A 24,480-nucleotide genomic window follows, 5' to 3' on the forward strand; every position below is an offset into this window, starting at 1 on the left:
TGGAGAAAAATTAAATGCGAATTTTACACATTACAAACCATGTCCAAAAAATCGGTAACGGAATTGTCAATGTGGCAGTAGACTTAGCCTGTTTACAAACAAAAAAAAATCTTGATGTTGCTGTCGCATCAGCAGGTGGAGAATATGAAACATTATTAGCAAATCATGGTATTTCCCACTTTAAATTAGATCAATCGCGCACACCAGTAAACATGATCAAAGCCGCTTGGCGCTATCGAGAAATTATCAAAGAATTTCAACCAGATATTGTTCATGCCCACATGATGACAGGAGTTGTGTTAGCAGGTATTTTCAAAAATAGTGGTCAATATAGTTTAGTTTCTACTGTACATAATGAATTTCAACGTAGTGCCGTATTAATGGGATTAGCAGATCGCGTCATCGCAGTTAGTCATGCAGTAGCTGATTCCATGATTCATCGTGGTATCCCAGCTAAAAAATTGCGGGTAGTTGCTAACGGAACATTAAACAGTCCTAGACATAGAAAAATTCAAGATTACCAACCTCTCCCACTCCATCATCCAGCCATCACCACTGTAGCTGGAATGTATACCCGCAAAGGAATAGGTGAATTAATTGAAGCATTCAATTTAATTGCAAAAGATTTTCCCAAAGCCCATCTTTATCTAGTAGGAGATGGGCCAGATCGGGCAATGTTTGAGAATATTATTAACAGTAAACTATTTAGAGATAAAGGATTACATCAACGTATTCATTTTGAAGGTTTTCAACCAGAACCTCAACGTTATATGTTATCCACAGATATATTTGTTTTAGCTTCACATTGCGAATCATTTGGTTTAGTCTTAACAGAAGCAAGAGAAGCTGGTTGTGCAATTGTCGCCAGTGATATAGATGGCATTCCAGAAACATTAGATCATCGGCAAGCTGGTATTTTAGTTCCTCCTAAAGATAGTCAAAAGTTAGCCAATGCATTGGCGCAATTACTCAGCGATACCAAACAATTACAAAAATGGAAATTTCGCGCTAAACAAAACCTAGAAAGATTTAGCGCCACACGAGTAAATGAAGAAACATTGAATGTTTACCGTGAGTTAACCAGACAATATAATGTCATCAGAACAATCAAACCTAGAGAATTAGTAACAGGTAAATAGCAATCACCAACTGCCTACAAATTTACTTCCCCTCTTTTTTATGGTTCTTCTGTACTTGTTATGCTAAATTATCAGTCGATAAGAGGGAACTCTTAACAGGGGAAAGAGATAATTATTTTGGCATAATATTCAGAATTATGGTTCATTTCTTATATGCTGTCTGCTTTCTGACATTTTTTGTCTAGATTTTGCATATTAGGTACTGAAGAACCTTTTTTATTACCTATTCACTGCTATATAGTATGGGTGCGATTCTCGATCAGATGAAATACTATCTAGGGCTTAGAAACCTCGTCCCTACAGGGTGAGCGATTTACTAATCGTATCTCACTCAAGTGAAAACCGCTATAGATAAATTACTTCTTTTTGGCTGAGATACATAGCAATTCCTTTTTCATAATAAGCAGCTTCATTAATAAAAATGGGATATACAGTAGATTCTCCTTCATAAAAAATTTCTTTGCTTTCAAAAGTTAGAAACAGTGGATCACCAGAATGTAGAGGTTGATAATCTCTAAACTGAAGTTGGGGGTGAATCATAGCTGCAATATCCCCATCTTCATTTCTGGGATAATCGACTACACCACTAGCTCTATAAACATTGAGACTGTTTTGAATTAGAGGAGTTTTACCTTTATTAAAATCTTCAAAATAGTCTAAGACTGCATAAACAAGATTTTCAGTTTGTTTAAATAATTCCCCATCTAAAATACCTTGAGCTACAGCACCAACTTCTATAGAAAAACCTAATTGACACAGGGAACGGAGAAAGCCACTGTTTCTAGCTTGCTGATGAATATAAACTTTTACTAAAGGATTAATTGCACTTAAATAAGCAGCTAAACCGAGTAAAAATGGATGCATATTTCCAAGAATAATACATAATCCCATATTGGCTGTAGTAGTGTGTAAATCAATAATTACATCTACAGATTCCTGATTTTGTGGTTTCAGTATTGCTTGAATTTCTTTGGCTCTTAATTCCTCATAAGTTGAAGATGTAGTAGCTGGTAAATTATCTCCCATAAAGCACCGATTCAAATCAATATCAATATATCTTGTACGGGCTAAAATAGCTTTGGGATTGCCTAATAATGTTACAGTTTCAAAACTATTTCTGTTAATTAAATGGGGATGTTTTTGGAATTTTTTAACTAAATAAACTCCGATTAATTCATTACCATGAATTCCTCCCACAATTGCCAACCGATTGATTGGATTCATAATTACCTCATGTAGACACAACTTTGATAAAAATTAGAAATTGGCAAGTATCAAATTCCCGACTTCTTGAAGAAACCGGGAATCTTGTTGTTCACTAAAAATTGAGGATGGCAATATAAGCTACATCTTCATTCCTTGATGCTGATAGTATTTATGTGCTGCCATAGCCATAGCCAAAAATCCCCACATAATCATACCTGCCACACTCAACATCCCGCTATAGATAATTAACTGAGCGCAGGAACTGATACTAATAGCACGAGCAGCACTGACAAAACTATCAAAGCGACCTTCAGTATACCTGCTCACACTGACCAGCATCAAGACTAACCCAGTAATATAAGGTATAGCACCGAACCAACCTAAAGTAAAAAACATATCTAAAATACCACTGTCAATGACGATAACTTCTATTTGTCCAGTTTTTTCATTGACCTTCCAAATATTTCCTAAACCATTACCGAGAACAGTAGTAAGGGCTAAATTGAGATTTCGATCATAAGTTTCTGATCTGTCTTTAAAGCTACCATCTTTTTCCAAATTGGAAAAACTTTCTAAACGAGTAGTCACGACTTTGGAAATAGGCTCAATAGTCACTAATGGCACGACACACATAGCCATGACTAAAATGATCGTAATTAAGCGCAGTTGAATTTTGGTTTTCACTGAACCAAAAATGAGGATTATTCCTAATAACCACCCACCCCAACTAGTACGTACTTGTGAAAGTAAAAATGATAGATATCCAACGGCTGAGGCAGGAAAAATTAACGGGCCTGTACTGGTAAATAATAACAGCAATCCCGTTTGCATCACCGTACCAAATGGACCTGGTGAGTGCAATGTACTCCAAACCCGCATTCCAAATGCTACAGGATCACCAGCACTAGTGAACATTTTTGATTCAATTAACCAAAATTTATCCCATTCAGGAGCAGCAACAAATTGATATACACCGTAAGCTCCTGTAATTAAAACGCACCAGATAAATACACGCTGAAAGTGTTGGCGATAGCTGGGGTAATCTCGCCAATTCATAAATAAATGAAAAGCGAAAATAATGGGGCTTAACCAGTCTAAAAAACCGCGTATCACTGGAACTGGTTGATTAAAAATCAAGCCTATCAAAAAACCATAAAATACACCAATAGCACCCAAGATAAAAGGTAAACCGCCTTGACGAATGGCATTAGGTAAATGTTTGAATAAAGTGGCAATGGTAACAAATACCACTAAATATGGGGCTATGAGCATTTGACGGGTCGGGTCCCAACCAACTCGATAATCAACTAAACGAGTGAGTAAAGGTGTGAGAAACCAAATCCACCAAGTAAAGCCGATGTACAGAATGGGATGACGCAAGTATAAAAATATGGCTACCAATAAAGATGTGGCGGGAAAAACTAGCCGCAATAAGCTGGCTGCACCGCCAAAGTAGCAAGTTGCTATTAATAATAAAAAGCCTAGAATAACTATCCAACTCTGTGCAGATCGATCTTGTGGAGAAAAGGTAGATTGTGAAAAACTATTAAAAAGTATTTGTTTAGAAAGCATACTATTGGGAATTTTAGATTTTGGATTTTGGATTTTGGATTGAACTATCTAAAATCGTCAACCCAAAATTAAAAGAGCAGAAGACGGTAATGATCTGGAATTTTAGATTTTATGAGGGTAGGGGAGCGTGCCAGAGGCTTGATTTTGAATTTTGAATTGATTTGTTTGCCATCCTTGCCATCTTCCACGCAAAGATGCTTGCAATTTTTTATTGACAATGGTGCCTTGACTGGGAAAAAATCTCAGCCATTGAACCAAGCCAAAACAGTCTTTTGTGCCTACTAATATTGCCCAGAATAAAAAGGCGATTCGGCGTAATGGAGACAGATGTTCTAATAAAACTACGGTTTCATTGTGGACTAAGTTAGTACAGGCAATTTCATTAAAGTTTTGGCGTTGGTCTTCATCAAAGCGTTGGGCTGGATAGTGATCTACGGCTACCCTGGGATCGTAAATGATTTTCCAACCTGCGCGTTGGAGTGCAAAGGTAAATGCCATTTCAAAATGTACTTGTGCGCCAGTTCCTCGCATTCTTTGATCAAATTGCAATTTGCCGATCGCCTGTGTACGGAAACTCATATTTACACCTTTGAGAACATCCACTTCACGGGGTTCTCCTATTCCCAGATGATGGTTGCCAATTACACGCCCAAACCACTGTAAACGCCCTACTATTGAACATGAACCATCTTCTATATTTTCACCCCTGTGTACCCAATCACGCCCACCAACACCACCTATGCAACCATCGGTTTGAAAATGAGCAGTAATTTTTTGCAACCAATCAGGATGGGGTGCGGCATCATCATCTGTGATGGAAACGATGTCTCCTGTTACTGCTGCTAGTCCGGCGTTGAGGGCTGCGACGACTCCAGGCTGTGTGACTGTGACAGTTTGTAATGGTAGGTTGTAGGGAGAAAATTGGCTCAAGAATTGCCAAGTTTCTGTATCTGTATCTCGAACTACGACAATAGCCTGATCAACTGGTTTAGTTTGGACTTGCAGTGCGGAAAGGCAGCGTAACAAGTCTTGAGGACGGCGATAAGTGGGGATGAGAACTGTATTCCTCATGTTTAATTAACTCTTCAAATAAATCTAAATAGGTTTGTGCCATAGTTGCCCAGCTATGTTGTTCAGCAATGCTACGAGCGACTTTACCCATTTGTTGACGTAGTGTGCGATCGCTATTTAATAATTTCAAAGCATCGGCTAAAGTATCAACATCATCACAATCAGGTAAAACAATTCCACAAGCTGGTGTCACTAAATCAGCCGCACCAGTCGTTTTAGCAGTAATCACAGGTAAACCAGAAGCCATTGCTTCAATTACTACTAACCCAAAAGGTTCATAACGGGAAGGAAAAACGAATAAATCTGATGCCTGTTGAATTTGCGGCATATCACGGCGATAACCTAAAAAATGTACCCGTTCAGTTAATTTTAAGTCCGCAACCATTTCTGGATAGGGGCTATCTTTGGTTTCGCCAACAACTGCTAAATGTAAATCAGGAACTTTTACTAAGGCATGAAGTACAGTATCTAAGTTTTTACGAGAAATGCGAATATCTCCAGCAAACAATGCCAAGGTGACATTTTCTGGTAAACACAATTTTTGGCGAGAAGTCACACCTGGAGAAAATTCTTGTAAGTCAACTCCATTGACAATAACGCGAATTTTATCACAGGGGACACCAATATTCACTAATTCATCTGCTACCTTACTAGATACGGCAACAACAACTTTAGTTTGGCGGAAAGCTTGTTTTTCTCCATAGGCATTAATAGCAGTATATAGCCACTGATATAAACCATATAAATCTCTATGTTCACGGGAAATATGTACAGGTGATTTCCACCAAGAACTATGGACAAAATGCACCGCATTGACATCAGTAGCGCCCATGGTAATCGCACCATTGGCTTTAATTAAATCAACTTCACCTCGATGTTGACGTAACCAATCACCACTTTTTTTAGCAAATACAAAATTGCGAACAAATTCACTCGGATATCCATCAACAGGAATAGAAACCCAATTTACTGCACTATTGTGTTCTAATTCAGGTGCTATTTCACTCGATAATAATGTCAAGTCATGACCACGACGGAGTGCTTCCATAGCTACTTCATAATTGACTCGTCCTTGACCATCGCCTTTTCGGATTTTATGAGTAACAATGCAAATTCTCATTCATCACCTCTTAATTTTATAAATCAATTACAGATAAACAGGACTTACGCAACTGGCATATTAGTAGGGTGCGTCAGACTTCATAAATCCTGCAAATAAACAGATATTTGATATCTGACGCACCATAAAATAGATGTTTGGTGTGACACTTGCGTAAGTCCTAATAAAAATTAATTCCCTATTTAGTAAACACCCAGTACCTTATTAGTTATGATCGAAGGTGTAAAACTGAGAGTGAGTGCAGTTAAAGTCCGCAAATTAAATTTTTGCTCATGCAAAGCTTGCCAAAAATAAGAACGCGCTGCTTTTACTTCTTTATCTAGTAACAACCCAATCCCTAAAGTTGTATTAGCTTCTAACCATAATCTTTTAAAGTGTGAATGAAACTCCTGTAAACGCACATCTTCCATAAAAATCTGATAACAGAACATTTCACTTTTAGCCTTGCGAATTTTTGCCTGTACATTACGTCTACCACTGAGCATAGTATCAGTTTGCTCATGCTCACGATAATAGGTCAATTTTTCTGGATAATAATAAACAGCGTATCCTGATATATAACACAGATAAGTTAAATATAAATCCCACATTCCCCCAACCTCTGAAGGAATACTATCCCAATCGATCAAACCATTACGAATTACACAAGCTGCCGCAGTAGGAATACTTTTATCAACTAAGCCAATTTTTTGAAAATCCTCATGAATTCCTGAAGCGATTTGATCACGCTTATAACTGCGTGAATTTCCTTCCGTAGCAGCAGCATTAATTTCACCTTGAGCATCAATAATATATTGGTCACAGAAAGCCAGAATTAAGTTAGAATTTGCTTCTAGTGCTGGTATGAGTTTAGCTAAAAAATCTTGATTCCATATATCATCATCATGAAGACTAGCTACATATTTACCCCGTGCCATTTTGAAAGCATTCATCTGATTATTTAGCATTCCCACATTTTCTTTATGCCGCCAAAATTTGATGCGAGAATCACCAAAAGATGCAACCAAATTTTGAGGATTCTCAGGACTACAATTATCAGAAACAATAATTTCAATATTTTGATAAGTCTGTTTAACAGCACTAGCAATAGCTTGTTCTAGATATTTTGATCTGTTATAAGTAGGAATAATCACACTAACTAGTGGTTCTGGTAATTTAGAATTAATAGTCATTATTCAAACCCGGTATTTTTGCAAAAGTAAATAATATGAATTAATCGCAGAGCCACACAGATAAATAAAGACCATCCCAGATGTTTAAGTTTCTTCTCATCTGACCTGACAACTTATCCAAGGACTGAAATAAACCTTCAAGGACTACGAAAAAATGCATTCACGGAACAAATCGTAGACAATGAGAGAGATTTTCCAAGATTTGTTTAATTAGTCCCGTGATTTTTTAACAAAATTGGAATCTTACTGATAAACACCAATAAAAAGCTAATTGATAACCAATCAACTCCAAAAAAGATAATTAATCAGATATTCATCAATGTTTCTACTTGAGTTTTTCTATTTATTGGTTGTTGGTAGATAGTTTCTAAAAAACGTAATGCAGTCGGCACTGGACTATAATTTTCGATTGCCCACTCCCTTCCTTCTACAGCAATTTTTTCTAAAATTTTTGGTTCATCAGCTATTCTATTAATAGTTGCTTGTACATTATCTAAGTCTATGCCAATATAATGCCGCCAATTTTCAGGCATGACAGGAAGACAAAGCCCATATTTCTCAAAATCCAAATGAAAAGTAGTACAGCCAGCTGCTAAGGACTCCCAAAATCGCCAACTATCCCACTGTACAACTGTATTAGATTTCAATCTCAGATTGCTCAGAAGATTCTTGCCAATCCGATTCATTAACATACCTGGATCATTAGGCCAACCAGGAACAAAAAAGCCTCCAAAACAAGCACAAGCCAGGGAATTTTTGAGTCGGTTATAATAACTTGGATAATGGCGCTTACCAGTTTGTAACCATTGCAACTCATGATATGGGTCGGTTGAATGGTTATCTGGATGATCAATACTATTATCTACCTGTAGAATATTTTTAATGTGAGGGATGAAGATATTAGCACTAAAATTTCTAACGGGATGACCTTTTTTCCAATGCCTAAAATTAATCAGAATTTGATTTTTCCTATTATGAAAATTGGGAACTTCTTGTACTTCCTGCAAAATCCGATTACTCAAGCCATAAGCCCAGGGATAAAAATTATTACCATATTTGAGTTTATTATTGTAATGATTGCGAAGAATAAAATCAAATTGTCTAAATTCCGGTCTTTTTATGTATGTCTTATCACTATCTTCACCATCTAAATACACAGTGATATACGGACGATGAGGATGAAATAAATTATCTGGTAAAGGATAATTAATATGAAACCAATTATTAGTTAATACCACAATAGAACAATCATCAGGTGTAATATCTGGTTGATGATTAAAGAGATATTTATTTTCTTTTGTGAATTCCTGCCAGTAGTTGACATTGGAAAAGAAAGATATTCCCAGTTCCCGAAATCCTTCTGCCAAACAAATCAATAAATGTTGAAACTTATCTCCTGCCTTAGTTTCCTCTCTAGGATCACAGAAGAAATATACTTTGCCATTAAATTGATCTGGAAGATTGTTAATCATATTTTTTATGTTTTTTGTAGTGAATTTTTACTTATCTGCTAACTGACGGGATAAATTATTATTTATCCTCCTATTTTGCCTACTTCAATTTACAAATGAAAGGTTTAAAAGCTTGATTTATTGACCTATCTCACTTCATTTTGAACTTGATAATATTTCCAAAATTTACCATGTTGTTCTAGTAGGCTTTGATATGCTCCCTGTTCGACAATTTTTCCTTGTTCAATCACCACTACTTTATCTGCTTTAGCAATTGTGGAAAATCTATGGGCAATGACAATTACTGTACGTCCGACTGTGAATTTTTCTAATAACTCTTGAATGACCTGTTCTGTAATCGAATCTAAAGCACTTGTTGGTTCATCTAAAATCAAAATTTCTGGGTTTCTTACCAAAGCACGAGCAATAGCAATTCGCTGTTGTTGTCCTCCAGATAACTGAATCCCATCAGCACCAACAATAGTATCTAAACCTTGCGGTAATTTTGTGATAAATTCTAGAGCATTTGCCAACCGTGCGGCTTCTATAATTTCTGCTTCAGTTGCGTTTGGTGTTCCATAGGCAATATTGTTGCGAATGGAAGTATTGAAAATAAATGTTTTTTGACTAACTATCGCCATTTTGCGACGCAGTGAATCAATTTCTAATTCTCGCAAATTCAGTCCATCGATCAGAATTTTTCCATCTATTGGCTCGTAAAATCTGGCTATTAAATCTGCTAATGTACTTTTACCACCACCAGATGCACCCACTAAGGCGACCATTTTACCTTTTTCAATAGTCAAAGTGATATCTTTGAGTACCAGTTTATGAGGTTCATAACCAAAATTTAGAGCTATTATTTCTATACCTCGCTGTAATCCATGAAATTGAATATGACCATTTTGAAAATAAGTTTTATCTTCTGTCTTTAAGAGATCCCTGAGATTTTCTACTGCTCCAGCTTGGGTACTTAAAAAAGCCATTACTCCATTCAAATCTTGAGTCATTGGCACAAGACGGAAGAGAACAAAAAAGAAGGTTAATAATGAAGAAATCTTCATTAAGCCTGTCACTAGAGCTACAATAATCATTGAGATCAGAATCATAGTAGATAGGCTTTCAGCTAGAGGCTTAACTAGCAGAGAAATCCAATAAACACTCTTCCAAGTCTTAACTATATTGCCACTAGCTTGATAATATCGCTGTTGTTCAAATTCTTGAGTAGAACAAGCATGAACTGTGCGGATACCTTCGATAAACTCTAGCGCCCTTGAAGTAAAATTATCATTAGCTTTGGTAATAGCAAAACTACGTTCTCTAATTTGTTTATTGAGTGTTGATAGTCCTACTGCTAAAAGACTAAATAATAAAACAGAAACTATGGAAAGTTGCCATGACAACACAAATAATGAAATTGAATAAACAACTAGTGTTAAGCTTTTTGTAACTAAAAAAGCCATGCCTCCAAAAATTTGTCTAATTCTCTCCATTTCATTGGTGAGAGTATTAATCAATTCTCCAGAATTTTTTTTACCAAAATAACTAAGACTTTGAGCCGCTAATTGCTCAAAAATTCTTTTACGTAGATTATCTATTAAATTTATTTCACTAAACTGGATGCAAATCTGTCCTAAATAATTAAAGGATGCACGCATACAGGTTGTAATGATGATTAACGCTGAAACGCGATATAATCGTTCATTTGCTGAAGCGTTAATTCCTAAAATCAAAATATCAAACCACTCAATCCCTGTTTTCACAGGTTCAGAACCAGGAGTAGTTAAGCTTTGCAGAAACACCAGTAAAAAACCTAAGCCAAACCCTTCAAAACTGGCAGCAAAAGCTGAAAAAACTATAGCTAAAGATGCTATAAATCGAAAGTGTTTAAACTCTCGTAATATTAAATAATTATTCTGCCAAAAATTCGTGGCTTGCAAAATTTTTAATGTTGATGTAGGCAATTTTAGATACATAAATTTGGGAATGATTTTTTCAGAATTCAGCGCCAAAACAATAGTCAAAATATAATTGATCTATTTACATGGGAGCGCGACGAATAAAACGCCCAACAGCAGAACCAAAGAGAATTTCAAATTGTTGCCATAGTAATTTTGCTGATGAATATAATTGAATTGGTGTTTGGCTATGCTGCCAATACAATTTATCAGTTATAGTTGGAGAACTACCTTGTAAAGCACTGATAATTATTTGCTTACGCCAAGGTTTAATATTTGGGACAGTGGCGTGAGACATAATAGTACCACCAGGAACAAAATCCATCCCATCAGGGCCAACGGTACTTAAAGGAGAATTATTTAGCATTAATGCTAAGTTTAGATAAGTCTGATCTCCATACAGATAGGGATATTGATGAAAAGTGTTATCCCCATAAAGATCCTCTAAATTTGCATATCCTGACATTTCAGCTATTTCTTCTAATTTCTGCCAAAGAGTGAGGATAGATTTGTATTTTTTAGGGACACCAATGAAGCCGCTATTGTAGTGATAATCTAATTCACGTTCACAAATAAAACCGTTATTTTCTGCAAATTCTTTCCATGCTAAACGTTTGGGATGATTAGCAGGAACAATATACCAAGAATCGCCACAAATGGCAATTCCTCGGCTCACCCAATTTTCGTAGAAGTTCCAACTACATTTATTGACGATATCAGGGTCAAAATAAAATAATGCCTCAACATTTGGGCAATAATTTTCCCATAATTGAGACATAAAATCAGGCTTGTAGAAACCTAAATGTTTACGAGTTTCTAGTTTGACAAACCGGACTGCACAACCTTCATTTATCGATAATTCTTGATACCCATTCCCTGCTTGCAGAGACTTAGCCCAAGGTGGCAGATTACCACGATATCCTGCCCAAAATATGCCTCGAAACCCGTGATGATATAAAGAATTTACTAAAGCTCCTACACCATAGTGGTAGTCTTTTTCAAATACCGTACAAATTGCTGTATCCATTGCGATTTTATGTTTTAAATTACGTACATAATTCTAAGGTCGAAATATGAAAACAGGAAATAATCGTTATGGGAATAAAAAACATACTAGGATGAAAAATAAATGATTCTCCTAGTTTGTTTAGGACTAAATTTATGAAAATTTAACCGGGTTGTACTGAGTTTCTATTTGCCATAATTTGTTAACTTCTGCCAATGAATTTGATTGTTTTGATTCTTTTTCTAAACTTATTTGAACTGCATCTTCTAAACACCAACAATGGTATCCAATTAAACTAATTTCACCACGAAGGACATTGAATAATTTAGGTAATTTATCTAGACCATATTTACGCATCCATAATTCTAATCGCGTACTATGTTTTTTTCTAGTTGTGCAGAATTTGATAGCTCGAAATAGTTTACCTTTTTCACCAATCTGCCACTCATAAGCGAAGATTACATCTGATGATTGAACACGCATGATGATAATTAATCCCAGTATTAAAGGACTAATTAATAGCAGTAATGTTAATGCTAAAATCCAGTTGGTTAGCAGTTGTATTAATCTCAATACTTGGTTGCTCAATTTGGGAAATTGATTTTTAAAAGGCATAGAGAGATATATGGGCTTATTAGCTTTGTGACAAGCATCTGCCCAAAATTGCAATGCGGTATTACCTAGTTTGGGATCTATAGTTACTAAATTCACTGGGGAATGTTTTAAACACTCCACTAATAATTGTTCGTTATCTAGTGAAGGTAAATAAGGTTGTTTCAAATCGCTAGGAGGCTTTACCAGTAGCTGACCTCTACGCCATTGAAGTGTACAGTATTGGATGTGATAATTTTGGTGAGACTGGGCTATAGTAGTTTGAGCTTGTAATTTGGGAACTATTGAAGTTGTCATAGGTCTTGAGATTTGTACAGTAGAAAATTACTGAAGCGGTAAATAAGAGTTTAGATTTGCAGATTTCTGTAGGTATGAAGATGTACAGAAAGCAACAATGGAAGTTAAGCCAACAGCAATTAAGATAAATGGAGAGTTAGGAAACTTGGTATTTCTGTTAGGGATATGTAGAGGTCAATCATCCCTTCAGATTACCGCTACATCAATCTACGTTCAACATCTATTACAAAACAGGACTAATCCTAAATTTGAAGAATTTAGTTTTGTCCTTAATCTCTAGAATATAAGAACGAATAGAAATAACTTATCCTGCTAGTAAATTCTTGATTAAATCTTTAAATATTTATATTTTTTGGAAACTAATATAAAAATCTGATGAATTTCGATGTTTTTCTAATCAATATTTTTCGGTTAAGTGCAAAAAAATTAACTTACAAATTAACTTACGTTGGTGGGAAGGTATCCCTAGAGGACACTGTATAAAACTGAAGTATGCCGTAGATATCACCCAAAATTTATAGGGCTTACGCAAGTCCTAATTTATATGCTTTTGTTAGGTTTCGCCATCGTTCTACCCAATCTATAAAAAAACTAGTATCGCAGGGCGTAATTAAAAATTAAACATTAAAAAAGTAGCTTAAACAAGCTTTCCAGTAATTTTTAATGGGTGGTTGATTTACGCCGTGGTGTACTAGTTTTTCTGGTAACTGTTAACTTAGTTTCACTGTTTACTTTTAACCAACAAGTATGGGAGTCAATCTGAAAGCATTCATAAAAATGCTGCATTTTGACTCCTGAATGATCTTTTGCTCAATAGAATGGTCAGTGGAAATCATTTAGCTATTTTTCCACAACTTGTTGTAATACTAGTTGTGATTGTTTGGCATAAGGTACATAAGTGCTATCTGAGTTAGATACTCCATTGGCTACAACTCCAATGAGATTTAGTTTGCTCAACATTGCTGTAGCTTGAGCTAAATGATTGCGTGTTACTTTACCAATGCTTGCTACCATGACGACACTCCGACAGGATGAGGCTGTGAGCATAGCATCTACCATACCGATAACTGAGGGAGCATCTATGAGGACTAAATCATAGTTTTCTTCAAATGCAGCCATCAATTCCATCATGCGTGGAGAACTCAAAAGATGAGCAGGATCTAAAGGTATGGGGCCAGCAGTTAAAATGTCGATATAAGATGAGCCTGAGTATTGAAGCCCAATCTGATTAGGAAGGGTAGCATCACTGGCTAATAGGGTAGATAAACCTTGTTCATTAGGAAGGTTAAGCTGTTTGTGTAAGCTGGGGTCTCGGAGGTTGGCATCTATGAGCAGTACCTTTTTATGTAATCTGGCTGCACTCATAGCTAAACCTAATGTCAAAGCTGATTTACCATCATCTGGTAATGCTGATGTCACCATTAAGGATTTTAAATCAGTGACGCTATGGAGAAGTTCTATGTTTTTGTAAATGAGGTCTAGTGATTCCCAACGGGGTGGTGATTGTAAGACTTGAATTGTCCAGGGAGCAAGAACTTCTGGTTTACCAAATGGTAATTTGATGATTGATTCTTTGGGTTTTGCTGGTGGTAATTTGGGAGTTGTTCCCAACAATGGGAGGGTAATTTGTTTTTCTAATTCAGCGGTAGTATGTACAGAGTCATCAGATGTTTCTCGAATAAAGGCGGCAATACCACCTAACATTAATCCCACTACGGCACCCAATAAGAGATTCTGCTTGAGATTGGGGCCTAGTTTTATGCCTAGTTGTGGTTCTTCTACTACTTCCCAATTAAATCCACCTTTAGATAGTTCTTGCCGCAACTGCTGTTCTGCTCTCAACAATTGCTCCATTCTTTCTCGACTAAATTGTAACTGAGGAAGGATGCGGTTGTAATAAGCTAAGAGAGAGGGAAAACGTTTGAGTTGCGATCGCAGTTCATTCTCTTTTGCTGCTAAAGTTTGATCACGCGCACTTAACGCAACTATGTTAGTCTGATTTTCTACTAATTCCCCGGTCAAATTTAGGTCTATTTGCCCAAGCTGTCCCTGTTCGAGAAGATTTTCTCCAAAACTGAATACACTGGTGGACTGTCTACCTAAAGTTCTGCTGACTTCTTTTTGCAAAAGTTCTTTTTGACTCTGGAGTTGTTCTGTCAGCTTCTGCACGTTGGGAGTATCATCGGTAAACCGTAAGCGTTCCTGTGCTAAAGCTAGTTCTGTTTTCTGAATTTCATTCAGTAAGCCTTGATAGCGTATAGACTGACTCAAACGAGAAGAAACCAATGCATTTTGAGGAGAACGATTCAGTTGTTGTTGCAAAGACTTTTGTTTTGCTAAAGCTTCTTGATATTGAGAACGAGTGGTTTGTCTTTCTCGCTGAATAGTAGTTAAAGATTCTTCAATTGCTTTGGCTTGTAATTCTGGATCAATTAAATTTTGATTTCTGCGGAATCGTTGGAGATTGGTTTCAGAAGCATTCACTTCGTCACTAGCTTTTCGCAACTGCTCTCTAATAACTTGCAGACCTTTTTGTAACCGTAAATCCTGTTGTTGTTTGTTATAATCTACATAGACTTGTCGAATAGCAGTTAAAACTTTTTGTGTTTTTTCTGGATTGCCATCACTATAGTCAACTTGGAAAATTTTGGTGACAACATTATCTTCTTTAGTCCTGATTTGGGTTAAGACTAAGGATTTCTTTATCTCCTCTACAGTAATACTTGGATATTCTGCTTTGAGTTTATTAACTGCTTTTTGAATCAGTCCAGAACTTTGCATCAAATTAAGCTGTGTCGCTGTGTCTATAACAACGTTAGAGTCTGTAAACTGATTTTCTACTGTATCTACTCCTTCTTTTTTGCCTTGATAGTTAGGTTCTACTAATAGTTGCATCGTACTTTTGAAACTGGGATTTGTTCTTAAAGTAATGATGCCTGCAAGAGCAGTAGAACTCAAAAATACTAATAAAAACCAGGGAAATCTTCTGACAAATACAGCAAATATTTGTCCATAACCTGGTTCTGTGTCAGCGACTGAATTTATATGGGGATTTAGACTATTTTGAACCACTTTGATTATCCTTATCCTTGTTGTGAGAGATGCTATAGATAGCTTGTTAATACTTTTTTGTTCACTAAAAAAGCTGAAGGGGTAAGGGAAAATAAAGAACCTTTAATATTTTCCCAAAACAACTGATAGCATTCAGGTTCTTAACAGAGTAATAGTGGGATGCTGGTTTTTTCAAGACTTTTTGATGACAAATTAAATGAATGAGCTATGCACACCAGAAACTTGAACAAGAATTTGCTCAACTTTACTAAAAAATGCTTGTTCAGAAAAATTATTTACGGCATGATTACGAATATTTTCGTAATTCCAAGATATCCCTCGAGCCTCTAATAATGCTGTTTGTAGAGAATCGGGTGTTTGTCTTTTAAAAAAAACTCCTGTTTTGCCAGGTATTTGAGTATCTAATACCCCACCGGCACCATAGGCTATTACTGGAGTTCCACTAGCATTAGCTTCTACTGGAACTAATCCATAGTCTTCTAAGGCTGCGACAATAATGGATTTAGCTCTAGAAAATAAGTCTTTTCTTTTTCCATCACTAACGTGACCTAAGAATTGGATATTACCTAATGCTTTGGATTTTAACCGTTCTAGTTCGGGTCCGTCACCTGATATTAATAAATGCCACCCTAGCCAGTTAAAAGCCTCGACTATTATATCAAGACGTTTATAACTTATCATCCGGGCAGATGCCAAGTAGTATTCATCTTTTGTATCAGAAAAAACAAAATTGCTGGTATCAATTGGATAGTTAATCACAATTGCTTGTTTACCATAAATTTTTTGAATACGACGGCCAACAACACTAGAGTTAGCAATGTAGAGGTCTGGTTCTTGGGAATATTTCAGGTCTACATTTCTCATTAATTGAAAGACTCTTTCAATTAAGGGAGCAAAATAGCGATAGTCTCCATACTCCCTTAAATACGTCTCTGTATCCCATAAAAACCGGGTAACATTATGGCAGAAACAAATATGGTGTGCTTGTGGTTTTTTTCTGACTGCTTTAGCAAAACTAGTGCTACTGCTGATAATTAAATCATAGTCTTGGAGATTCAAAGTCCGAAAGGCAGGAAAGTAAAGAGGAGCCATCAAGCGGAAATACTTTGCTGCACCGGGAATCTTTTGCAAAAAAGTTGTGTTAACTATACGCTCACCGAAATCAATACTTTTTTGCTGATCATATAAAGATGTGAAAATATCAGCTTCTGGGTAGCGTTTACAAAGCAATTCAAACACACGCTCTGCCCCACCGCGTTGGGTTAAGTAGTCATGGACGAGAGCAATTTTCATGGATGATGCCTTATATTGCAATGTTGATTAAATTCTGGTTTGACTAGCAAGTATGTACAGATATGTTTATACCAGTCTACCTTCTGCACTAAACCCATCCTGAGATGGTTGTATGTATTTGAAAGTTGAGATAATGCCCTTGCAACATATAAAAAAATGGAATATTTACTTATGTGAAAATTGAATTTAGTCAAGTAAATTACCAATCATAATAATTTACTGAACAGAAACAAAACCTAAGTAAATACTATCAACTAAAAATTTCTACTACCTATTAATAAGAATCAACGGTTGAATAAGAATATCAGGAAATGTTTTAAGTATTTGCTCAACATGAGCAAAATTAGGATTCGGATTAAGTGAAGGGGAAAAGGTGCAGAAAAAACCTTTCCCCAAATTAACTTACTAATTCTAGGTTCTTAACCTATTGCGGTATGAAAACTACTTTGCAAGTACCAAGGTTTTTGCAGGTACAAAATAAGTTAATTGTTCAGCACGGAGTTTGTCACAAAGTCTACCTTCAGGCAATTCTACATCGTCGTAGGTGAGGACTTGATCTTTAGAAATATCACGCTTCAAAGTACATCCTTCTGCTATTCCCATTGGGAGTAAATTTTCTTGCTGGACTATTTCTGAGTTTTCACATTGTCCATAGGTCATGTAATAACCGATGCCATCAAGAGTTTCTCCGGCTTTGAGGTCAATTTTAGCAGTAGCGACAACATCAACTATGGGGCCTGCTATGGGTGCAAGAACTGCATCATGGAAGAGGACTGCACGGGCTACTGATAGGGGAACTTCAAAATGGCAGAGGTGATAGGGGGTGTAGAAGCTGTAAAGGGGTCCTTCACCGAGTTTATAGAGGTTAAGGTAATGGCGTTGTTTGGGGTCTTCGTGGGTGGCAAAGACAAATACTCCTGGGCCTGGTTTGGTACCAACTACATAATCAACGATGCCACCTAATTCTTTTAGTTGGTCAATATCATACATTTTGGTCATTTCATCTACATGACCTGTGTATTCGTATCCCAACATTCCCCTTTTTGCTACCTTCATTCCTGTGCCATTAGCGACAATTGCTTGTTCAAAAGAAATTTTTGTGCCATCAGCAAAGCTTGTCACCATGGCGGGATTTTGACCCCAACGTTGTGCGAAACCAGCTTGGGTGGTGGGGTTGCGGTAGGGATCTTGTAAGCCTTTGATGTTGCCGCACAATAGGGGGGTTAAACCGATGCTTTTAACGAAGCGGTAGAGGTTCATTTCTACCCCTGGTTGATCACCATCGCAAGCTGTGAGGATGACTCCAGCGCGGTCAGCGTGTAGTTTGAGGATGGGGCCAATAGTACCATCAAGTTCTGCATTCATTAAAATGATATGCTTTTGATGTGCGATCGCTCTCATCACTAAATGAGCAGCATATTCAATTGTTCCTGTCACTTCAATAATTGCATCTATACCATCAGCTTCACACAGCAACATAGCATCTTCAGTAATGGCATATTTACCTTGAATCAGTGCATCTTCTAAATCAACTACACTAGAAACAACCTTAACATCCTCAATTCCTGCTTCTGAATAAGCTCGTTTGGCTGAATCAATGTGACGGTTAGAAATAGCAACCAACTCCATCCCAGGAACAGAATTGATAATTTGATTAGCAATGCCACGACCCATAAAACCAGCACCAATCATTGCTACTTTTACAGGTTTACCTAATGCCGCACGGGCTTGTAAGGCTTTATCTACAATAATCATCATTAAACTCCTATTAAAATAGATTCTAGTAAAGGCCAATTCCGATCTTTTTCAGACATTTCAGTAGCAGCCAAAGGCCAAGAAATTTCTAAAAGTGGATCATCATAACGCAAACCACGCTCATAGCCAGGAGTGTAAAATTCACCCACTTGATACACAACTTCAGCACCATCTGTTAAAGCTTGATAGCCATGAGCAAACATTTCTGGTACATATAAAGCCCGGCGATTTTGGGCAGTTAGTTCTACACCAATATGCGACAGATAAGTTGGAGATTCAGGACGCATATCCACAATTACGTCATAAATAGCTCCTTGAGTACAACGCACTAATTTTGTTTCTGCTGCTGGTAGAAGTTGGTAATGCATTCCTCTCAATGTACCTTTTATATGATTAAAAGAAAGGTTACATTGAGCAACCGTTGGCTTTAAGCCATGGTCAGCAAATTCCTGAGCGCAGAAAGTCCGGGCAAAAAAACCACGCTGATCGGGTTTTTCTTCTAAGTCAATAATAAAAGCACCAGGGAGTTTAGTTTCTGTGAAAATCATAGTTTTTCAAGGAATAGGGAATAGGTAACAGGTGACAGGTGACAGGTGATAGGTGACAGTAATGTATATTTACCAATTACCAATTACCAATTACTAATTAATTATTAGCCATTAATTGTTTATTGGGTTTGATGAAAGTGTCATCATTGTATTGATTGCAAAGTTCTGGACGCTTTGGTGATTTTGCTGTGTAGACAAAAAAGATAGTTGAGCGTTCTTCACTTCTCACGGTACCATGATGTAAAACATTTCTGGGATCTACAAAAATCACAGTCCCTGCTTTTCCTGGACAGTATTTCCAAGCTGTTTTAGGAATAATTTTCATCATTTCTTGATCGTTAATTCCTAAGAAGTTAGATTTCCATAGTGCATAATCCACCCGATAATAATTCAACAACTCTAACGGACTATTAGGCAGAGATATATATTCAAAAGCGCCATGTTTTTCTACCACATCATGTAAATAGATGATGACTTTAATCATCCGACGGTCTTCTGAATCTTTATGCCATAGTAATGTTTGTAGTTGCTGTTCGTTGGGAAAGTCTTTCCGCACATGAACACCATGAAAAGCAATAGGTAATCTGATATAGTGTTCTATGATATTTTGCAGTCGCGCTTCAATTCCCCAGGTGACAAATTCTGGCAAATCTGTGACTGTATAAATTTGCGGTAAGTTATACCCTGATTGAATATTTCTGGGATTTTTCATCATGGCTGCATAATTTTTAGCACTTTCTAACATTTGTGCAGTTGATGGTAATCCTAAATTTTCTATGGAAGTAATGTAAACTCCTTCCCGTTTTAGAGTTTTGGCGATTAACTGATCCTCATTAGATAATAAAGGTAAATTTTTTCTGTGTTTGGCTAGTGATACTTGATAATCTAGTTCAGAAGTCAGGCTATTTATCTTATCGTTAAGAGTTGCAATCATAGGACTTAAACCTTCCTTATCTATCCTTTATTTCGACGGACAATTTGGCTAGATTGTTGATGAGATTCGGCGATTTTCATTTCGGGAGCAGCCATGACTTCAATAGCAGAAATACCCACTATAGCCAAAAAAGGAACGACTGTTTGAATAGCAGAAATTGGCCATCTTCTCAAAGCACCTAAGAAAACTTTCAAGTCAACTTGTTGAAAGTTATGTACCATCATTTGTGCATAAAATCGCTGAGAATATCCTGCATTTTCTTGTAGCTTAAAAATTACTTCTGGGATGTGTTTATATTGCATTAATAGCGCCGATTTTGGTTCTTTTTGCCAATAACTCACACCAACAATGCATTCTAAATAGGTATCTTTAGTGACAATTACTTTGCCATTAGCAGCACAATATCCGGCAAAATATGCTAAAGATATCCAATTATTAATTGCACCTGGCCAAATTTGTAGAGCGCGTTGAACTAAGTCAGTACGATATATTGTAGCAGTAAGAAAAATGACTGCTCCCACACTTTTAGTAAAACAATATTCAAAAATTGCTTTACCATCACCGTCACCATTTTCAGTATCAGCATCAAACCAGCGATTACCACAAATTGTAGGTGGATGAACCGCTTCACCAGTTATTTTATTCTTACCAGAAAAATTGAGAAATACCAATGATAGATTCTCAACATTTTTGATTTTATCTATTACATAACTGATTGCTCTTTCTTGAATTGGATCATCATCACCAATTGTCCATACATATTTTGTGGTTGCTGAACTTAGGCAATAAATGATATTTCTCATTACACCTAAATTTTCTATATTCCGATTAGATTTGAACGTAACATTATTAAGATTTTCTTGCCATTTTTTGATAATTTCTTGAGTGTTGTCAGTCGAACAATTATCAGAAACTAATATCTCACAATCAGATTCATAACCTTTGATAGCTTTAGACAGCCACTCTAATTGCTGATCAAGTAAATTCGCCCGATTATAAGTAGGAATAGCAATGGTCAATAATTTATTCATAGCTAAATAGATGAATTATAAACATCTGGAATTTAATATTTGAAGCTCAATTCTATCTGTTGATTAATTCGCAGTAGAAGTAAGAACTTTCCAACGACATATCCCTACTAAACTTAAGTAAGGTATGATAATATTTATTGTTGTCAAAGGCCATCGTTTCAATGCACCTAGTATTACTCTCCAATTGTTCTCTGCAAAATGACTAATAATCAATTTGCGGCAAAATATTTCGCTATAGCCGATTTCCATGAGTTTTACATAAATCATGGGTAAGTCTAAATAATGCATCCTAAACCAAAGTTTTTCTCCAGGTGCAGAATTCATGCCACAAGCATATTCTAAATAAACATCTTTGGTAATTTTTACACTTCCTTGAGTAGCACAAAAAGCAGTCCAATACACTTGAGCTTCTCTGTTATTTACACTAGATGTCCATAGTTGAAAAGCTTGTTTTGCTGCTTGTGTTTTGTATACTTGAGCAGTCATAAAAGCTAGTCCACCAAAGTTTTCATGTAAACATTTTTCGATTAAAGGTTTACCATTAGATACAATATTTTCATTTTCAATAGTAAAGCAGCGTTCATGAGCTAGTTCATTACTGCCTACATAAAACCAGGAGAAATTCAGAATTAATAAGGCTAATTCTGGATGAGCTTTCAGGTTATTGATCACATAACCTAAAGTTCTTTCCTGGATCGGGTCATCATCACCAATGACCCAAACGTATTCGGTGATAGCAGATTGGAAGCAATAAGCTATATTAGCCATTACACCAATATTAGTTGTGTTTTTATTGTTTTTAAATGTTGTTTTATTAAAGATTTTCTGCCATTTATTAATGATATCTTGAGTGTTATCTGTAGAACAATTATCAGAAATAATGATTTCACATTCAGATTCAAAACCCTTGATTGCTTTTGCTAACCAAGTTAGTTGTTGGTCTAAAAAGGTGGCACGATTGAATGTAGGAATAGCAATTGTGAGTAATTTATTCATAATTTCTGCATCGCGATATTGCTGTAGTTAATGGATATAGTAAGTAGAGTAATACTACTTGCTTAATAACCTGTAATTTATTAGTTGCTTTAGGTTCAAGTGAAAGGTTTTATCTGAACCTTTTCTACTTTCTCTCTTAACTGAAAAGTATTGATTAGTAGTTAGCAAGATTTTAAACAAGATTTTAAATTTGAGAAAATTTACTTTATTGAGGATAGTTTATAAAATATCAAGTCTTATCAAGATCCCCCTAATTCCCCCTTTTTAAGGGGGAATTCAATAGTCTAATTACCCTCAAAAAAGGGGAATAAGAAGGATATAAAGATTGGTGATTTGTCCCCAATAACTGTTAAAACATCCTCTAAATTATTCTCAACCTATTGTTTGTTCCAAAAGAAATTTTTGTCGATTTGCTGAGTACGAATTAGGTACTCTAACTGTTTTAATCTTGTAAATCCTCTAAACAAGAAAGTATCTTCAGTCATGTCGATTTTACTGAATAAATCTAATAATTGTTTAGCGCCAGTTTGAGCATTCCAGTCACATTTAAATCCGGGAAGGATAGAGTTAATTTTCTCGAAAGAGACTCGATAGCTACGATTATCTGAACCGTTATTACCAAAGGTTAATTTACAACCAGGGAAAGTATCAGCAATAATTTCGGCGATTTCTTTAACGCGATAGTTATTAGCAGTATCTCCCACATTAAAAACTTGATTGTGGACAATATCTCTGGGTGCTTCTAAGGTGCAAACGATGGCTTTACAAATATCCAAAGCATGAACTAATGGCCGCCAAGGTGTACCATCACTGGTCATTTTAATTTCTTTGGTAGTCCATGCTAAACCGGCTAAATTGTTTAAAACAATATCAAATCGCATTCTGGGAGAAGCACCAAAAGCGGTCGCATTTCGCATGAAGGTAGGAGAGAAATCATCATTAGCTAATGGTTTGATATCTCTTTCTACTAATGTTTTGCATTCTGCATAAGCTGTTTGGGGATTAACAGGTGATTCTTCGGTGACATCACCTTCACTTGCAACACCATAAACACTGCAAGAAGACATATAAATAAAGCGACGTACCCCCATAGTTTTGGCTAAGTTAGCTAAACGTACAGAACCTAAATGATTAATTTCATAGGTAATATGGGGTGCTAATTGTCCAGCGGGATCGTTAGAAAGTTCCGCCATGTGAACTATTGCGTCCACACCTTCTAAATCTTCAGGAATAATATTACGAATATCTTTGTTGAGGGTTTTAGCTGTGATGTCAGTTCCGTTATATAGCCAACCAACTTTATAAAAACCTGTGTCTAATCCGATAACTTCATGACCTCTAGCGATTAACAAAGGAGGTAGTAAAGAACCGAGATATCCTTCTGTTCCTGTGACTAATATTTTCATGGTTTTAAATTGCGGGATGGATTAGTTAATTGATTACAGAATATTGCAAGTGAATGAGGTACAAAATTAAAAAACAAAGTTATATACCAAAGGTTTTTAACCCTGTTCCCTATTGTTTCCTGCTGTATGACGTTGAGCAATTACCCTAGCAGGTACACCAACTGCTATTGAGTAAGGGGGAATGTTTCTAGTGACAACTGCGCCTGCTCCAATAACACTACCGCGAGCAATTGTGATACCGTCAATGACTGTTACTCCATGACCTAACCAACAGTCATCCTCGATGGTAATGCCTTTTTTTGTGACTTCTTGATCAGCAATTGCTAGTTGTGAATCTGCAAAAATATGACCATTACCGTATATGCCACAATGAGCAGCAATGAGACATTTTTTGCCGATTTTGATATTACCGTAACCAGTAATACAGGTATATAGTCCGATGTAAGTATTTTCGCCAATTACAATGCTAGAATTCTCTAGAGTACCCAGATCAACTCCACGTTCTAAAGTTGTACCTGAGCCAATAGAAATTCGATTATTTTTGTCGCCCAGTGCATTGAGTCTTACACCGCTATTCAGTTTTACTCTATCGCCAATTTCTATATTGGCAGTGCCATAGAATTTAACATCAGGTTCAATATCTATTGCTCTACCAAACTGGGAAAAAATTGGTGGGTAAAGTAGTCTCCGGAAACTGGTGCCAAAAAAAATCTTTGGCATATTTGCTAATAAGGTGGTGAGTGTAACTTCTTGTAGGCGCGTTAATTTACTAGTAGCAATGGAGTTTTCCCAATTCCACTTTTTGGTTACACTATTCATATTTGCCCTGCTACAATTAGGA

Annotated in this window: 19 protein-coding genes; 1 reads left to right on the forward strand and 18 read right to left on the reverse strand. The window is 36.3% G+C overall.

Annotated features, from left to right (window positions below; all coding sequences use genetic code 11):
* The first annotated feature begins 14 nt into the window (after nt 1–14).
* Nucleotides 15–1,139, forward strand: coding sequence for a glycosyltransferase family 4 protein (locus tag ACLLO5_RS02925; RefSeq protein WP_413173987.1), 1,125 nt, complete (start codon nt 15–17; stop codon nt 1,137–1,139).
* Between the two features lie 345 nt (nt 1,140–1,484).
* Here ACLLO5_RS02925 and ACLLO5_RS02930 read toward each other — a convergent pair whose 3' ends face one another.
* From ACLLO5_RS02930 to ACLLO5_RS03015, 18 genes are all read right to left on the reverse strand, one after another.
* Complete coding sequence (locus ACLLO5_RS02930; protein ID WP_413173988.1) at nt 1,485–2,363, reverse strand: aspartoacylase; 879 nt, start codon at nt 2,361–2,363, stop codon at nt 1,485–1,487.
* Between the two features lie 120 nt (nt 2,364–2,483).
* The gene (locus tag ACLLO5_RS02935; RefSeq protein ID WP_413173989.1) at nt 2,484–3,917 is read right to left on the reverse strand and encodes an O-antigen ligase family protein; all 1,434 of its coding nucleotides are present in this window, start codon (nt 3,915–3,917) and stop codon (nt 2,484–2,486) included.
* Between the two features lie 102 nt (nt 3,918–4,019).
* Nucleotides 4,020–4,988 (reverse strand): glycosyltransferase, encoded by a 969-nt coding sequence (locus ACLLO5_RS02940; RefSeq protein ID WP_413173990.1) that lies wholly within the window; start codon nt 4,986–4,988, stop codon nt 4,020–4,022.
* The gene (locus ACLLO5_RS02945; protein WP_413173991.1) at nt 4,906–6,108 is read right to left on the reverse strand and encodes a glycosyltransferase family 4 protein; all 1,203 of its coding nucleotides are present in this window, start codon (nt 6,106–6,108) and stop codon (nt 4,906–4,908) included. Before ACLLO5_RS02945 ends, ACLLO5_RS02940 begins: the two co-directional genes overlap by 83 nt.
* A gap of 182 nt (nt 6,109–6,290) precedes the next feature.
* On the reverse strand, nt 6,291–7,280 hold the full coding sequence (locus tag ACLLO5_RS02950) for a glycosyltransferase family 2 protein (protein WP_413173992.1): 990 nt from the start codon (nt 7,278–7,280) through the stop codon (nt 6,291–6,293).
* 305 nt (nt 7,281–7,585) lie between these two features.
* Complete coding sequence (locus ACLLO5_RS02955; protein WP_413173993.1) at nt 7,586–8,752, reverse strand: glycosyltransferase family 1 protein; 1,167 nt, start codon at nt 8,750–8,752, stop codon at nt 7,586–7,588.
* 125 nt (nt 8,753–8,877) lie between these two features.
* Complete coding sequence (hepA, locus tag ACLLO5_RS02960; protein WP_413173994.1) at nt 8,878–10,707, reverse strand: heterocyst formation ABC transporter subunit HepA; 1,830 nt, start codon at nt 10,705–10,707, stop codon at nt 8,878–8,880.
* A 64-nt stretch (nt 10,708–10,771) separates the two neighbouring features.
* Nucleotides 10,772–11,716, reverse strand: coding sequence for a hypothetical protein (locus tag ACLLO5_RS02965; protein ID WP_413173995.1), 945 nt, complete (start codon nt 11,714–11,716; stop codon nt 10,772–10,774).
* 132 nt (nt 11,717–11,848) lie between these two features.
* Nucleotides 11,849–12,604, reverse strand: coding sequence for a heterocyst development glycosyltransferase HepC (gene hepC / locus ACLLO5_RS02970; protein WP_413173996.1), 756 nt, complete (start codon nt 12,602–12,604; stop codon nt 11,849–11,851).
* Nucleotides 12,605–13,444: 840 nt separating this feature from the next.
* A complete protein-coding gene (locus tag ACLLO5_RS02975; protein ID WP_413173997.1) occupies nt 13,445–15,676 on the reverse strand; it encodes a GumC family protein in 2,232 nt (743 codons plus the stop codon).
* Between the two features lie 192 nt (nt 15,677–15,868).
* Nucleotides 15,869–16,969, reverse strand: coding sequence for a glycosyltransferase (locus tag ACLLO5_RS02980; protein WP_413173998.1), 1,101 nt, complete (start codon nt 16,967–16,969; stop codon nt 15,869–15,871).
* A 441-nt stretch (nt 16,970–17,410) separates the two neighbouring features.
* Complete coding sequence (locus ACLLO5_RS02985; RefSeq protein WP_413175998.1) at nt 17,411–18,724, reverse strand: NAD(P)H-dependent oxidoreductase; 1,314 nt, start codon at nt 18,722–18,724, stop codon at nt 17,411–17,413.
* A 2-nt stretch (nt 18,725–18,726) separates the two neighbouring features.
* A complete protein-coding gene (gene rfbC, locus ACLLO5_RS02990; protein WP_413173999.1) occupies nt 18,727–19,272 on the reverse strand; it encodes a dTDP-4-dehydrorhamnose 3,5-epimerase in 546 nt (181 codons plus the stop codon).
* 97 nt (nt 19,273–19,369) lie between these two features.
* On the reverse strand, nt 19,370–20,206 hold the full coding sequence (locus ACLLO5_RS02995; RefSeq protein ID WP_413174000.1) for a phytanoyl-CoA dioxygenase: 837 nt from the start codon (nt 20,204–20,206) through the stop codon (nt 19,370–19,372).
* A gap of 20 nt (nt 20,207–20,226) precedes the next feature.
* Entirely contained in the window at nt 20,227–21,237 is a 1,011-nt protein-coding gene (locus ACLLO5_RS03000) for a glycosyltransferase family 2 protein (RefSeq protein ID WP_413174001.1), read from the reverse strand.
* Nucleotides 21,238–21,300: 63 nt separating this feature from the next.
* Nucleotides 21,301–22,233 carry a glycosyltransferase family 2 protein gene (locus tag ACLLO5_RS03005; RefSeq protein ID WP_413174002.1) on the reverse strand — a complete coding sequence of 311 codons (933 nt, stop codon included), beginning with the start codon at nt 22,231–22,233 and terminating at the stop codon, nt 21,301–21,303.
* 377 nt (nt 22,234–22,610) lie between these two features.
* Nucleotides 22,611–23,639, reverse strand: coding sequence for an NAD-dependent epimerase/dehydratase family protein (locus tag ACLLO5_RS03010; RefSeq protein ID WP_413174003.1), 1,029 nt, complete (start codon nt 23,637–23,639; stop codon nt 22,611–22,613).
* A gap of 96 nt (nt 23,640–23,735) precedes the next feature.
* Entirely contained in the window at nt 23,736–24,458 is a 723-nt protein-coding gene (locus ACLLO5_RS03015; RefSeq protein ID WP_413174004.1) for an acyltransferase, read from the reverse strand.
* Nucleotides 24,459–24,480 lie beyond the last annotated feature (22 nt).

Origin of the sequence: Anabaena azotica SJ-1 (assembly GCF_047275885.1) — a bacterium.
GTDB lineage: Bacteria > Cyanobacteriota > Cyanobacteriia > Cyanobacteriales > Nostocaceae > Trichormus_B > Trichormus_B azotica_A.

Coding starts and splice junctions, on each gene's coding strand:
- hepC (WP_413173996.1), bottom strand. CDS start 12,604: ATGACAACTTCAATAGTTCCCAAATTACAAGCTCAAACTACTATAGCC.
- ACLLO5_RS02925 (WP_413173987.1), top strand. CDS start 15: ATGCGAATTTTACACATTACAAACCATGTCCAAAAAATCGGTAACGGA.
- ACLLO5_RS02930 (WP_413173988.1), bottom strand. CDS start 2,363: ATGAATCCAATCAATCGGTTGGCAATTGTGGGAGGAATTCATGGTAAT.
- rfbC (WP_413173999.1), bottom strand. CDS start 19,272: ATGATTTTCACAGAAACTAAACTCCCTGGTGCTTTTATTATTGACTTA.
- ACLLO5_RS02950 (WP_413173992.1), bottom strand. CDS start 7,280: ATGACTATTAATTCTAAATTACCAGAACCACTAGTTAGTGTGATTATT.
- ACLLO5_RS02965 (WP_413173995.1), bottom strand. CDS start 11,716: ATGGATACAGCAATTTGTACGGTATTTGAAAAAGACTACCACTATGGT.
- ACLLO5_RS02980 (WP_413173998.1), bottom strand. CDS start 16,969: ATGAAAATTGCTCTCGTCCATGACTACTTAACCCAACGCGGTGGGGCA.
- ACLLO5_RS03015 (WP_413174004.1), bottom strand. CDS start 24,458: ATGAATAGTGTAACCAAAAAGTGGAATTGGGAAAACTCCATTGCTACT.
- ACLLO5_RS03005 (WP_413174002.1), bottom strand. CDS start 22,233: ATGAATAAATTACTCACAATTGCTATTCCTACATTCAATCGTGCCACC.
- ACLLO5_RS02945 (WP_413173991.1), bottom strand. CDS start 6,108: ATGAGAATTTGCATTGTTACTCATAAAATCCGAAAAGGCGATGGTCAA.
- ACLLO5_RS02935 (WP_413173989.1), bottom strand. CDS start 3,917: ATGCTTTCTAAACAAATACTTTTTAATAGTTTTTCACAATCTACCTTT.
- ACLLO5_RS03000 (WP_413174001.1), bottom strand. CDS start 21,237: ATGAATAAATTATTGACCATTGCTATTCCTACTTATAATCGGGCGAAT.
- ACLLO5_RS03010 (WP_413174003.1), bottom strand. CDS start 23,639: ATGAAAATATTAGTCACAGGAACAGAAGGATATCTCGGTTCTTTACTA.
- ACLLO5_RS02940 (WP_413173990.1), bottom strand. CDS start 4,988: ATGAGGAATACAGTTCTCATCCCCACTTATCGCCGTCCTCAAGACTTG.
- ACLLO5_RS02995 (WP_413174000.1), bottom strand. CDS start 20,206: ATGATTGCAACTCTTAACGATAAGATAAATAGCCTGACTTCTGAACTA.
- hepA (WP_413173994.1), bottom strand. CDS start 10,707: ATGTATCTAAAATTGCCTACATCAACATTAAAAATTTTGCAAGCCACG.
- ACLLO5_RS02955 (WP_413173993.1), bottom strand. CDS start 8,752: ATGATTAACAATCTTCCAGATCAATTTAATGGCAAAGTATATTTCTTC.
- ACLLO5_RS02985 (WP_413175998.1), bottom strand. CDS start 18,724: ATGATTATTGTAGATAAAGCCTTACAAGCCCGTGCGGCATTAGGTAAA.